Annotated in this window: 9 protein-coding genes; 5 read left to right on the top strand and 4 right to left on the bottom strand. The window is 36.2% G+C overall.

Annotation, left to right across the window (positions count from 1 at the left end; genetic code table 11):
• From ABJF52_RS10070 to ABJF52_RS10055, 4 genes are all read right to left on the bottom strand, one after another.
• Positions 1 to 1,083, bottom strand: a 1,083-nt coding sequence (locus ABJF52_RS10070; protein ID WP_348149625.1) for a TonB-dependent receptor, incomplete at its 3' end; no start/stop codon positions are given.
• Positions 1,084 to 1,181: 98 nt separating this feature from the next.
• Positions 1,182 to 2,648, bottom strand: a complete 1,467-nt coding sequence (locus tag ABJF52_RS10065; protein WP_348149623.1) for a glutamate synthase subunit beta — start codon at positions 2,646 to 2,648, stop codon at positions 1,182 to 1,184.
• Positions 2,649 to 2,655: 7 nt separating this feature from the next.
• Positions 2,656 to 7,164, bottom strand: a complete 4,509-nt coding sequence (gene gltB / locus ABJF52_RS10060) for a glutamate synthase large subunit (RefSeq protein WP_348149621.1) — start codon at positions 7,162 to 7,164, stop codon at positions 2,656 to 2,658.
• A 203-nt stretch (positions 7,165 to 7,367) separates the two neighbouring features.
• Entirely contained in the window at positions 7,368 to 8,510 is a 1,143-nt protein-coding gene (locus ABJF52_RS10055; protein WP_348149619.1) for an acyl-CoA dehydrogenase, read from the bottom strand.
• 346 nt (positions 8,511 to 8,856) lie between these two features.
• Between ABJF52_RS10055 and nhaD the strand changes: the two genes are divergently transcribed.
• From nhaD to ABJF52_RS10030, 5 genes are all read left to right on the top strand, one after another.
• Complete coding sequence (nhaD, locus tag ABJF52_RS10050; RefSeq protein WP_348149617.1) at positions 8,857 to 10,194, top strand: sodium:proton antiporter NhaD; 1,338 nt, start codon at positions 8,857 to 8,859, stop codon at positions 10,192 to 10,194.
• A gap of 50 nt (positions 10,195 to 10,244) precedes the next feature.
• Positions 10,245 to 10,937, top strand: a complete 693-nt coding sequence (locus ABJF52_RS10045; protein WP_348149615.1) for a MotA/TolQ/ExbB proton channel family protein — start codon at positions 10,245 to 10,247, stop codon at positions 10,935 to 10,937.
• A gap of 9 nt (positions 10,938 to 10,946) precedes the next feature.
• A complete protein-coding gene (locus tag ABJF52_RS10040; RefSeq protein ID WP_153755673.1) occupies positions 10,947 to 11,333 on the top strand; it encodes a biopolymer transporter ExbD in 387 nt (128 codons plus the stop codon).
• Between the two features lie 108 nt (positions 11,334 to 11,441).
• Positions 11,442 to 12,386 carry an energy transducer TonB gene (locus ABJF52_RS10035; RefSeq protein ID WP_348149613.1) on the top strand — a complete coding sequence of 315 codons (945 nt, stop codon included), beginning with the start codon at positions 11,442 to 11,444 and terminating at the stop codon, positions 12,384 to 12,386.
• Positions 12,383 to 13,594 carry a folylpolyglutamate synthase/dihydrofolate synthase family protein gene (locus ABJF52_RS10030; RefSeq protein WP_348149611.1) on the top strand — a complete coding sequence of 404 codons (1,212 nt, stop codon included), beginning with the start codon at positions 12,383 to 12,385 and terminating at the stop codon, positions 13,592 to 13,594. Before ABJF52_RS10035 ends, ABJF52_RS10030 begins: the two co-directional genes overlap by 4 nt.
• Positions 13,595 to 13,663: the final 69 nt, after the last annotated feature.

The raw sequence follows: 13,663 nt of genomic DNA, 5'->3' as shown, positions 1-13,663 counted from the left end.
GGCGGGCATCATTAAAGCTGTAGATTTAAAATCTTGTCCAAAAGCTGCTTCCGGGTTATCCCAATTAACTGCTGCTACTCCTGTATATCTATTCGTGAAATCATCTAAAATTTTACCGTAGAACTTAATATAGCCATTACTGTGCTCTTTAAGTAGGTTAAACTTAATTTGTCCACCTTTGCTGAATGTAAAATCGGTATTTCGGGCACCTTCATCGTTTCTGTAATGACCGCCAACATTGTAATACCAGTTGTTACCAAAAGAACCTCCAATAGTTCCGTCTATTCTTGTGCTTAAATTACTTTCTCCTTGGACACCAACTTGTAATTGAATTTCTCCTCCAAAAGTTTCTCTTTTGGCTTGTGAGATAAAATTGTAGATACCTCCAGGGCCATTAAGTGCTGTAATAGCTGCATTGCCTCCTCGGATAGCTTCTAACTTAGTTGTTGTGATATCAACTCTATGAAACAAATCTGGTCCGTAATACGAATGTTGGACTAAACTAACAGGCAGGCCATCTTCTTGTAAGGATACGTAATACCACCCCATGTCATCTTCTGCTGAGGCTGAGATACCTCTGGTATATACTTTTGTGAATACTTCACCTGCTGATGGGTCAGTAAATGTGCCAGGTATTGCTTGTAATAAATCTGCAGTTCCTCGTTGTGTTGTTTCTTGTATTGCTTTTGCATTTAAAGTAGTAACTGCCGTACTAGATTGTAGTTGCAGTCTTGGATCAAAATTTCCTGTGACCACAACATTTTGTAAATTAAGTGGGTCGTCAAATAAAGTAAGTGCTAGTGAGATATCTTTATTCGCAACTTCTAGTGTTTCTTTATGGGTTCTAATACCTACATATGAAACTGTAAGTGTGTAAGTCCCTTTATTAATACCGGGTATTTCGAATAACCCTTGCATGTCAGTAATAACAAATTTGTCATCTGGAGATAACATAACATTTGCTCCAGCCAAAGGATTTCCTTGGTTGTCTTTTACTTCTCCGGCAATAGTAACTTGAGAAAAAAGTGAATTAGAAATAATGGAAAACGCTGCAAAAAGCAGTATTGAGAAAAGTTTGTTCATTAGAGGTTTGATTGAGTTTGCAAATATACCGTGCTAAATTGATTAAGAAAACACTTTGCAGTTAAAAAAACCTCTAACGAACTATTTGTAATGTTGTATTATACTCTAGGTAAATCTCCTGGACCTTTTAAAGGTAAATTAGAAGACCCCATAAGATAAGAATCTATATGATGAGCAGCTTGACGACCTTCTGAAATCGCCCAAACGATTAAAGATTGTCCTCTTCTTTGATCACCTGCAGCAAACACGCCTGGAACGTTAGTTTTATAATTATCTTCTGTTGCTTTAATATTAGTTCTGGCATCAGCTTCAAGACCTAATTGTTCAGCAATTGTCATTTCAGAACCAGTGAATCCCATGGCTAATAATGCCAATTCGCATTTCCATTCTTTTTCAGTTCCTTCAACCTCTTTTAGAGTAGGTCTCTTTCCAGGTTCTTTTATCCACTCTACTTCCGCTGTAATTAAACCTTTCAAGTTGCCATTCTTATCACCGATAAACTTTTTCGTTGAAATACTAAAAAATCGATCGGCACCTTCTTTGTGTGATGTGCTTGTACGCAAACGCATTGGCCAAAATGGCCACGGTTGGTCTTTTGGTCGACTAGTAGTGGACATTGGCATAATTTCGAAATTGGAAACTGATATAGCACCGTGTCTTATAGAAGTTCCAATACAGTCTGATCCAGTATCACCCCCTCCAATTACAACAACATCTTTACCGGTTGCTAAAATTTCTTTATCAAATTTCTTAACACCGTCTACTCGTCTATTGTTTTGAGGAAGGAAATCCATCGCTTGCACTACGCCATTTAAATCAGCACCTTCTATTGGAAGGTTGCGTCGAACTGTTGCTCCTCCGCATAAAACTATTGCATCGAAATCATTTTTTAATTCGTCAGCTTTTATGTCTACACCGACATGTGCACCACATTTGAATTCAATACCTTCTTCTTTTAAAACTTCTAGTCTTCTGTCAATAATATGTTTTTCCATTTTAAAATCAGGAATGCCATAACGTAAAAGCCCACCTGGTTTTTCATCGCGTTCAAAAACAGTAACTAAATGTCCAGCGCGGTTTAATTGTTGTGCTGCAGCCAATCCTGAAGGGCCAGAACCAACTACTGCTACCTTTTTGCCTGTTCTTTCTGCTGGTGGTTGAGCTACAACCCAGCCTTTTTTAAATGCAGTTTCAACAATATTTTTTTCTATATTTTCAATAGTTACTGGGTCTTCATTAATCCCAAGTACGCATGCTTCTTCGCATGGTGCTGGACATAATCGTCCTGTAAATTCAGGAAAATTGTTTGTCGAATGTAATATAGCTGCTGCTTTTTCCCATTTGCCGCGATATACAGCATCATTAAAATCGGGAATTAAATTGCCTAGTGGACATCCACTATGGCAAAAAGGAATTCCGCAGTCCATACAGCGCGCTCCTTGATTCTTTAAATCATTTTCTTTAAGGGGTGTCGTAAATTCCTTGTAGTTTTTAACACGTTGTTCAACCGGTTCGTATCCCTCAACTTTTCTTTCAAATTCTAAAAATCCTGTAGTCTTTCCCATGTCTCAACTATATACTTTGTAATTTTTCTTCTTCCATTCTTATAAGTGCTTGTCGGTATTCTTCAGGGAATACTTTTACGAATTTAGGAAGATTCTTCTCCCAATTCTCAAGTATTCGCTGTGCCAACGGACTCATTGTATAATTGTAATGGCTCTCGATTAATTCTTTTAATTGTTTAATGTCTTCTTGCTCATCAACAGGCAGAAGATTTAAAGACTCTTTATTGCAGTTATTTTCAAATGTTTTATTAGGGTCAAATACATATGCTATTCCACCACTCATTCCAGCTCCGAAATTTCGACCAACTTCACCAAGAATAACGGCTATACCACCAGTCATGTATTCACAACCATGATCACCGATACCTTCTACTACAGTTTTTGCTCCAGAATTTCTAACACAAAAACGTTCACCAGCTTTACCGTTAATATATGCTCTACCGGCAGTAGCTCCGTATAGGGCTACATTGCCTGTAATTACATTCTCTTCTGGTACAAAAGTCGCTTTTTCAGGAACTTTCACAACTAGTTTTGCTCCACAAAGTCCTTTGCCAAGATAGTCATTTGTATTTCCATTTACAGTAAGTGTTAAGCCTCTTGTTGCAAAAGCGCCGAAACTTTGTCCTGCAGATCCTGTAAAATTAATTTTTAGTGTATTAATAGGTAGGCCTTCTGCGCCGTAAGTTTTAGAAATTTCGTTACTTATAATTGCACCAACAGCTCGATCTGTATTCTTAATAGGGTAATCAAGTGCAAGTTTTTCTTTACGGAACAAAGAAGGGTTTGCTTTTTTGATGATATCAAATTCTATAGAATCTTCAATATGATGGCTTTGCTTTTTAGTGTTGTAAAGTTTAGTGCCTGCAGGAACATTAATCTGATGTAAAATTGGACTCAAGTCAATTCCTGAAGCTTTGTAATGCTCAATGGCTTTTTTGCGATCCAATTTTTGTACTTGGCCAACCATTTCATTAACAGTTCTGAAACCTAATTGCGCCATAATTTCTCTAAGCTCCTGAGCAACAAAGTACATATAGTTTACAACGTGCTCTGGTTTACCTGCGAATTTTTTGCGTAATTCAGGGTTTTGAGTTGCTATTCCAACCGGACATGTGTTTAGATGACAAACGCGCATCATAATACAACCCGATGCAACAAGTGGTGCTGTTGCAAAACCGAATTCTTCAGCTCCAAGTAGACAGGCTACTGCAACATCACGTCCTGTTTTTAATTGTCCGTCACATTCAAGAACAATTCTATTTCTTAAATCGTTCATCACTAAAGTTTGCTGTGCTTCAGCAATTCCCAGTTCCCAAGGTAGACCTGCATGCTTTAGAGATGTTAAAGGTGATGCTCCAGTGCCGCCATCAAAACCAGAAACTAATACAACATCAGCTTTTGCTTTTGAAACACCGGCTGCCACTGTTCCAACTCCAACTTCAGAAACAAGTTTTACATTCACTCTTGCAGCTCTGTTAGCGGATTTTAAATCGTAAATTAATTGAGATAAATCTTCGATTGAATAAATGTCGTGGTGCGGAGGAGGGGAAATCAAACCAACATATGGTGTTGAATTTCTCGTCTTTGCAATTGCTGGATTTACTTTTGGACCAGGTAATTGTCCGCCTTCACCAGGCTTGGCACCTTGTGCCATTTTTATTTGTATCTCTTTAGCGTTGGTAAGGTAGTTGGATGTTACACCAAAACGACCTGATGCAACTTGTTTAATTGCACTATTTTTCCAATCTCCAGATGCATTTTTATAAAAACGTTCTGGATCTTCACCACCTTCGCCAGAATTGCTCTTACCGCCAATACGGTTCATTGCAATTGCTAAATTCTCGTGTGCTTCTCTACTAATGGAACCATAAGACATGGCACCTGTTTTAAATCGTTTTACAATTTCTGTCCATGGCTCTACTTCTTCTAATGGAATAGGGTCGTAGTTCGAGAATTCAAATAAACCTCGAATAGTAAGTAAGCTTTTAGATTGTTCATTAATTAATTTAGCATACTCACTATATGTTTCAGGCTCATTACCACGAACTGCCTTCTGTAGTTTAGCAATAGTTAATGGGTTGAACATGTGTTTTTCTCCATCACGTCTCCAACGATATTCACCACCAACTTCTAAATCAAGATCTGCTGCTATTTCTACATCTGAAAAAGCTTTTTGATGTCTTTTTGCAATCTCTTTTTCTATTTCATAGAGCCCAATTCCTTGTATTCTAGTTGGGGTATTTGGGAAGTATTTGTCTACAACTTTAGTGTTAATGCCAATACATTCGAATAACTGGGAACCTCGATAAGAATTCAATGTAGAGATTCCAATCTTATTCATCACTTTGAGAATCCCTTTGCCTATAGCTTTGTTGTAGTTCTGTATTGCATCTTCAAATGAATACTCTGTGATATCGCGTTCTTCAATTTGTTCAGCAATAATTTCATTAACCAAATAAGGGTTTATAGCACTGGCACCAAAACCAAATAACAAACAGAAGTGGTGTACTTCTCTTGGTTCAGCAGATTCTATAATGACGCTTAATTTTGATCGTTTCCCTAACCTTTGTAAACCACTATTTACAAAAGAACAAGCTAATAAAGCTGGTATTGGGGCTAATCCTTTACTTACATTACGGTCGGATAAAATAATAATATTTGTTCCTTCATCAATTGATTTTGATGCTTGGTCTAAAATATTAGCTAAAGCATCTTCAAGTCCATTAAGTCCTTTTTTGATTTGATAAAGCATCGGAATGGACACAACCTTATAATCCGGACTAACATCGTAATTTTTTATTTTATCTAAATCTTCTTTGGATATTACCGGATTTTTTATTTTCAACTTTCTACAATGTAATTCTGTAGGTTCAAAAATATTTTGGTCACTACCTAAAGTCAGACTTATATCGGTAATCATTTCTTCGCGAATTCCATCTAATGGAGGGTTCGTTACTTGAGCAAATAATTGTTGAAAATAATTGTAAATAAGTTGTGGTCTTTCGGAAAGCACGGCAATAGGAGTGTCAGAACCCATCGAGCCGATTGGTTCTTTTGCGCTTTTGCCCATTGGAAGAATTATCGTATTGATATCTTCTTGTGTATAGCCAAAAGTTGATTTTCTTTTTTCTAAACTAGCTTCGCCTAAAAATAAAGGGCAGTCATTATAAGGTATATCTGCAAGATGTACCATATTATTATCTAACCATTTTTTATATGGATTTTGCTTAGCTATTTCTTCTTTGATTTCCTCATCATTAACGATGCGACCTTCTTCCATGTTAACTAAAAACATTTTGCCTGGTTCTAGACGACCATGCATTTGAATGTTTTCTGGCTCTAAATCCACAACACCTACTTCAGAAGACATAATTACATAGCCATCTTTGGTTACGGAGTAACGTGATGGTCGTAATCCATTTCGGTCTAAAACGGCTCCAATATAATTTCCATCGGTAAAAGGAATAGATGCAGGTCCGTCCCACGGTTCCATCATGCAAGAATGATATTCGTAAAAAGCCTTTTTAGCATCAGACATATTAGGATTCTTCTCCCATGCTTCTGGTACTAAAATCATCATTACTTCGGGCAACGATCTACCTGTCATTAATAATAATTCAACAACCATATCCATAGTAGCTGAATCAGATTTAGCAGGAAGAATTACCGGAAGTATATTTTTAATTTCTTCGCCAAATAAATCACTCTTTAAGAGTTCTTCGCGAGATTTCATTCTAGAAACATTGCCACGAAGCGTATTAATTTCACCGTTATGGCACATATACCTAAATGGTTGTGCAAGATCCCAAGTTGGGAATGTATTGGTAGAAAAACGCTGGTGTACTAATGCAAGGCGAGTAACCACACGTGGATCCATTAAGTCTTTGTAGTACAGACTTATATCTTTCGGCATTAAAAGTCCCTTGAAAATTACAATTTTCGTAGATAGACTTGGAACATAGAAAAACTTGTTTTCAGACATTTTAGAAGCATTAATTTTATGCTCTGTCGTTTTTCTAGCGATATATAATTTTAAATTAAAATCGAAATAAGATTGGTCATCAGAACTTTTTCCAACAAACAATTGCTTTACATATGGTTCTGTCTCCATAGCAATTCTGCCTGGAATTGAACGATTTACTGGAACATCACGCCAGCCCAACAATTTTAAGCCTTGCTTTTCAATGTTCTCTTCAAAAATAGCTACACAGAAATCGCGTTGATTTTCTTTTTGCGGTAAGAAAATATTGCCAACGGCATATTCTCCAGCTTCTGGTAAATCAAATGCGCAAGTCTCTAGAAAGAATTCGTGGGGTATGTCGATGAGAATACCAGCGCCATCACCAGTTTTACCATCGGCGCTTACAGCACCACGATGTTCTAGTTTATCTAGAATTTCTAATGCCTTATGAATTATATCATTAGACTTTTTTCCTTTAAGGCTACAGATAAATCCTGCTCCGCAGTTATCGTGCTCAAATTCGGGCGAATAAAGCCCCTGTTTCTTCAACGTCATGTTCTTGAGGTATTTAATCAAAAATATCAATTTTGCTGTATTATCTGCAATTGTTGCTAGATAATCGAATAAAAAAATCAACGTTTGTGATAATTGTCCAAATTATGTGAAATTTCGAAATTTTCACCCTATTTAATTGTGATATTGATAATGGGATTATTTGAAAACCATTGATCAAATACTTTATTCAAGTAAAGTTTGCTTTAATCACGCAAAATGCTTCTGGAAATTACAATTTTTTGAATTTCACTGGTGCCTTCATAGATTTGGGTAATCTTAGCATCCCTCATTAAGCGTTCAACGTGATATTCTTTCACAAAACCATTTCCCCCATGCACTTGTACGGCCTCAATTGTGGTGTCCATAGCAACTTTTGAGGCATATAGTTTTGCCATTGCACCAGAAAGATCATAATTCTCACCTTGGTCTTTGTCCCATGCTGCTTTATAAACAAGATGTCTTGCCGCTTGAATTTGGGTGTGCATATCTGCTAGCTTAAAAGCAATCGCTTGATGATTTGCTATTTCAGTACCAAAAGCTTTACGCTCTTTGGAGTATTTTAATGCTAATTCGTAAGCTCCAGCTGCAATACCCAAGGCTTGGGCTGCAATTCCAATGCGACCACCAGCAAGAGTTTTCATCGCGAATTTAAATCCAAATCCATCATCACCTATTCTGTTTTCTTTAGGAACCTTTACATCGTTAAAGTTTAAAGAGTGCGTGTCACTTCCGCGTATGCCAAGTTTATTTTCTTTAGGACCAATTTCAAACCCATCCATGCCTTTTTCTACTATAAGCACATTTATACCTTTGTGGCCTTTTTCTCTATCTGTTTGTGCTATTACTAAATATACTTCTGCAGTACCACCATTTGTAATCCAGTTTTTGGTACCATTTAATAAATAATGGTCGTCTTTGTCAATGGCTGTTGTTTTTTGAGAAGTGGCATCGCTACCTGCTTCAGGTTCAGAAAGACAAAATGCTCCGATAATTTCTCCAGTAGCTAAGCGCGTTAAATATTTTTCTTTTTGAGCTTCGCTTCCATAAGTTTCTAGGCCCCAACAAACAAGGGAGTTATTTACAGAAACGATAACTGAAGCAGATGCGTCTATTTTTGAAAGTTCTTCCATTACCAGTACGTAAGAAATTGTATCTAAATTACTCCCGCCGTATTTGGAATCGACCATCATCCCTAAAAATCCAAGTTCTCCCATTTTTTTTACTTCTTCTTTTGGAAAACGTTGGGCGTCATCTCGCTCAATAACTTCTGGTAAAAGTTCGGTTTGGGCAAAATCTCTTGCCGCTTGTTGAATCATTAATTGTTCTTCTGTAAGTGAAAAATCCATAATAGAAAATGATTTATTTTGATATTAAACAAAGATACAAGTCAATTGTTGATTTTTAGCCATTCGGAAAATGGCATTTAATGGTTATTAATATTAACATGATTTGAAACTACTAATTTTCAAATTCTTTTTTATGTTAAATGTTTTAAGTAGCGCATTGTCTTGAGCCTTCATTTTGTGAGGTTTGGAGAAGGGAAGAAAGATATTTTAATATTAATTAATACTTTGAGTACTATTAGGAAAGCAATTTTGAATATATTTAGGCCAAATATTACAATACTAAATTTTAGTGAATTAGTATTTATTGGAGTACCAGAACAACTAGTATTAAACTAACTATATTATTATGGAGACCATTATTATCATCGTATTTCTAGCGGGGTATCTTGCTATCACACTTGAACATAATCTTAAAATTGATAAGCTTATTCCGGCTTTGGCGATGATGGCCTTGCTTTGGGCTATTATTGCTTTAACTCATATGGATGTTTTTAATGTTAACACCGAACTGAGGCAGTTAGAGCCAACTCATTTAGAGGAAATATTATTGCATCACCTAGGGAAAACAGCAGAGATTTTAGTGTTTTTATTAGGGGCGATGACAATTGTTGAAATTATCGATTATTTCGATGGTTTTGCTACAATAAAAGGGTTTATAAAGACTAAAAGTAAAAGAAAGTTACTATGGTTATTTTCAATTTTGGCATTTATACTATCTGCTATAATTGATAATTTAACAGCTACAATTGTTTTAATTACGATACTTCAAAAAGTAATTAATGATCGTGAAACTAGACTTTGGTTTGCTGGTATGATAATTATTACTGCGAATGCAGGTGGGGCATGGTCGCCAATTGGTGATGTAACTACTACAATGTTATGGATTGCTAATAAAGTTTCTGCTTTGCAATTAGTAGAACACGTTTTATTACCATCAATAGTTTGTATGGTTGTTCCTGTTTTAATAGCAAGTCGTTTTAAAGCATTTCAAGGGAATATAGATAGTGATGTAAGTAATTTAGAAGAGTCAAAATCGAAATATGGAGCAACAATGCTTTATTTAGGTTTAGGTGCTATTGTATTTGTTCCTTTCTTTAAAACTGTAACTCATTTACCACCTTACGTTGGTATGATGCTTTCCTTAGCTGTTGTGGCAACTTTTGCTGAAATTTATAGTAATTCTAAATTTAGTATGTCTAATGTAGATGGCGAAGGTGACGATTCTGTTGGTCATCATAGTCCAGTACATAGTTCGTTGTCAAAAATTGAGTTGCCAAGTATCTTGTTTTTCTTAGGGATTTTATTAGCTGTTGCAGCATTAGAGTCTTTAGGTATTTTATTTCACTATGCTGAAAGTTTAAATACGGCTATACCGAACACTGATATTGTTGTAATGTTATTTGGTGTGGGTTCTGCTGTAATTGACAATGTGCCTTTAGTGGCAGCGAGTTTAGGAATGTTCTCTGAACCTATGGATAATCCTTTATGGCATTTTATTGCCTATTCTGCTGGTACAGGTGGTAGTATGTTAATAATTGGTTCTGCTGCAGGTGTTGTTGCAATGGGTATGGAGAAAATAGATTTCTTCTGGTATCTTAAGAAAATAGCATGGTTGGCACTTGTTGGTTTTTTAATGGGTGCATTAACTTTTGTTTTGTTGAGAGATTTCGTATTACATGGATAATTTAATCGATAATCTACCGTTATAAAGGCAACTAATCAAAGGGAATTTATATGTCAATTTTTCAAGACCTAGCTCAAGACCCAGCTATGGGTGAGGCACTATCAGAAGAAAAAACACTTTCTGTAATAGATTTAATATTCAGTGGAGGTGTGGGTAGTATCGTTATAATAGGTGTTCTATTTATATTGCTATTTGTAGCTTGTTATATTTATTTTGAAAGACTTTTTGCTATCAAGGCTGCCTCAAAAATAGATAAGAATTTCATGAATCAGATTCGTGATTACGTAACAAGTGGTAAGCTTGATGCGGCAAAAATGTTATGCACGCAAACAGATTCGCCAGTAGCTAGATTAACTGAGAAAGGTGTTTCTAGAATTGGAAAACCTCTTGATGATATTAACACAGCAATCGAGAACGCTGGTACGCTAGAAGTATACAAATTAGAAAAAAACGTAAGTGTTCTAGCAACAGTTGCTGGAGCAGCACCAATGATTGGGTTCTTAGGGACTGTTATTGGTATGATATTAGCTTTCCATGAAATGGCGACTAGTGGTGGTCAAGCAGAAATGGGGTCTTTGGCCTCTGGTATATACACAGCAATGACAACTACTGTTGCTGGTCTTATAGTTGGTATTATTGCTTATATTGGTTACAACCACCTAGTGAATAGAACTGATAAGGTTGTTCATAAAATGGAAGCCAATGCTGTGGAATTCTTAGACCTTTTGAACGAACCTCTTTAGTAGCTGTTTATGAAATTGAAAGGAAGAAATAAGGTCAGTCCAGATTTTAGTATGTCGTCCATGACCGATATAGTTTTTCTATTGTTGATATTTTTCATGTTAACAGCAAATTCACCGAATGCATTGGATTTACTTTTGCCTAAGGCTAAAGGTAAGTCAACAAATACACAAAATGTATCTGTGAGTATTGATAAGAATTTGCAGTATTTTGTGAATAATGAAAGAATTAACGGAGACTATATTGAGGTGGAATTGAAAAAGGCTTTAGATGGCCAAGACAAACCTACAATTATACTTAGAGCAGAAGAAAGTGTTGCAATTAAAGAGGCTGTAAATGTCATGGATATTGCAAATCGAAATAATTATAAAGTTATTTTGGCTGTTCGACCGAATTAAATTTCGGTAAAAAAAGTACACCCACATCACACCTACACATTGCTTAAAGTAGTGTTTGCTTATTTTTGGCAACATTTTTGATTTGAACTTGAAAAATAAGTTGGCCCGATGCCTTTACTAGATACGAGACACAAGAAAAAATCATTTACCCTTACAACCGCAATTTTAAGTGCGCTTGTACTTATTCTTTTTTATATAGGTATGACTTATATGGATCCACCAGAAGAGATGGGTATATCCGTAAATTTTGGAACTACAAACTTTGGTTCAGGAAATGTGCAGCCAAAGGAGAAAATTCGTTCAGAACCATTAGATACTCCTCCTGTTGAACCTACAAAGCAAGAGGAAGCTATTGAAGAGGTGGTTGAGGAAATTGTGGAAGAAGAGCCTGAGGCGGTAGCCGAAAAAGAAACTCCTTCTGAAAAAGTGCTTACCCAAGAAAGTGAAGAGGCTATAAAGATTAAGCAAGCCAAGGAAGCGAAGCGAAAAGCTGATAATGCAGCTAAAGAAGCACAGCGGAAAAAAGAGGAAGCAATCCAAAGAGAAAAAGCAAAAGCGGCCAAATTAGCACAAGAAAAACGCGATGCTGAAGAAAAGGCCCGTAAGGAGCAAGAGGCAAAAAAGAAAAAGTTAGATGAATTAATGGGTGGCCTGAATAAATCTGATGGCACTGCTTCGGGGTCAGAAGGGGATGATAATAGAGCTGGAGATAAAGGGTCGCCAGATGGTGATCCATACGCTACTAGTTATTATGGCAGTCCTGGTTCTGGAAGTGGAACGGGTGGCTATGGTCTTAACGGAAGGTCGCTGGTTAGTCGTGGAAAAGTTGCGCAACAATGTAATGAGGCTGGTAGAGTAGTGGTGAAAATTGTTGTTGATAAGAATGGTAATGTAATTAGTGCTACACCCGGTGTGCGAGGCACAACTAATAATAGTTCGTGTTTGTTGGAGCCAGCGAAAAAAACGGCCTTTAAGCATAAATGGAATTTAGATTCTAATGCGCCTAGTCAGCAAGTAGGTTTCGTGGTTGTAAACTTTAAGTTGGGAGAGTGACCTATAAAGAAACTTTAGATTGGATGTTTGCGCAGCTTCCAATGTATCAACAAAAAGGTAAAAGTGCTTTCAATGCAAAACTTGATAAAAGCATTTCTTTAGCTAGTTTTTTAGGTAATCCGGAACATAAATTTAAAAGCGTACATGTTGCTGGTACTAATGGTAAAGGCTCAAGCAGTCATATGTTGGCTTCTATTCTTCAAGCAGCGGGATATAAAACAGGACTCTATACCTCACCACATTTAAATGATTTTAGAGAACGTATACGGATAAATGGCAAGCCGGCTGAAAAGGATTTTGTAGTTGATTTCATTGCTAAACATAAGGAGTATTTACAAGGGAATCAGCTTTCATTTTTTGAAATGACAGTAGGTATGGCTTTCGATTACTTTGCTGAGAATTCTGTAGATATAGCAATTATAGAAGTAGGACTTGGTGGTCGATTAGATTCAACAAATATTATTATCCCTGAAGTGTCTTTAATTACCAATATTGGATTAGATCATGTTGATATGTTAGGCGATACTTTGGAGAAAATTGCCATTGAGAAAGCTGGAATTATTAAAGAAGGTGTTCCTGTGGTTATTTCAGAATTTCAGGAGGAAATAGCCAAAATCTTCCATACTATTTCTAAAGAAAGAAATGCAGAGATTATTTTCGCGGATAAAATAATAAACAAAGAGTACAAGACGTCTTTGTTAGGTAGCTATCAAATTAAAAATATAAAAGGTGTTGTTGCAACCATAAAGAAGCTTGATGGTTTTGAGATATCGGAAACTCATATTGAAAAAGGATTGGCAAATGTGGTAGAAAACACTGGTTTGTTGGGTAGGTGGCAAGTTTTGGATGAAAATCCGATGGTTATTTGTGATACAGCTCACAATAAAGAAGGACTTTCAGAGGTACTTGTACAGTTAAAACAACAGAAATTTAATAAACTTCATATTGTATTAGGATTTGTAAAGGATAAAAACCTTGATTTTATTTTGCCACTTTTTCCAAAAGATGCCGATTATTATTTTACGAAACCTGATATTCCAAGAGGGTTAGAAGTTTTGGAATTGATTGAAAAGGCTGAAAAATATGGACTTGAGGGAGTGCAATGTGCTTCAGTGAAAGATGCATTTGCTATGGCAAAGCAAAATGCTATGATAAACGATTTTATATTTATTGGGGGAAGTACATTTGTAGTAGCTGAAGTTGTTTAATATTTTTCTTTTTTTTCTTTTGGCATCTCAAAAACTAGTTTATATTTGCACCCTCCTAAGCGGATAAGC

This window comes from Aurantibacter sp. (genome assembly GCF_039941195.1).
Classification (GTDB): domain Bacteria; phylum Bacteroidota; class Bacteroidia; order Flavobacteriales; family Flavobacteriaceae; genus Aurantibacter_A.
Note: the sequence above shows the minus strand (reverse complement) of the source record. Positions and strands in the feature narration are given on the sequence as shown.

What these genes read in the sequence shown, in the direction of transcription:
- nhaD (WP_348149617.1), top strand. Translation starts at nt 8,857, where the DNA reads ATGGAGACCATTATTATCATCGTATTTCTAGCGGGGTATCTTGCTATC.
- ABJF52_RS10035 (WP_348149613.1), top strand. Translation starts at nt 11,442, where the DNA reads ATGCCTTTACTAGATACGAGACACAAGAAAAAATCATTTACCCTTACA.
- gltB (WP_348149621.1), bottom strand. Translation starts at nt 7,164, where the DNA reads ATGACGTTGAAGAAACAGGGGCTTTATTCGCCCGAATTTGAGCACGAT.
- ABJF52_RS10055 (WP_348149619.1), bottom strand. Translation starts at nt 8,510, where the DNA reads ATGGATTTTTCACTTACAGAAGAACAATTAATGATTCAACAAGCGGCA.
- ABJF52_RS10045 (WP_348149615.1), top strand. Translation starts at nt 10,245, where the DNA reads ATGTCAATTTTTCAAGACCTAGCTCAAGACCCAGCTATGGGTGAGGCA.
- ABJF52_RS10065 (WP_348149623.1), bottom strand. Translation starts at nt 2,648, where the DNA reads ATGGGAAAGACTACAGGATTTTTAGAATTTGAAAGAAAAGTTGAGGGA.
- ABJF52_RS10040 (WP_153755673.1), top strand. Translation starts at nt 10,947, where the DNA reads ATGAAATTGAAAGGAAGAAATAAGGTCAGTCCAGATTTTAGTATGTCG.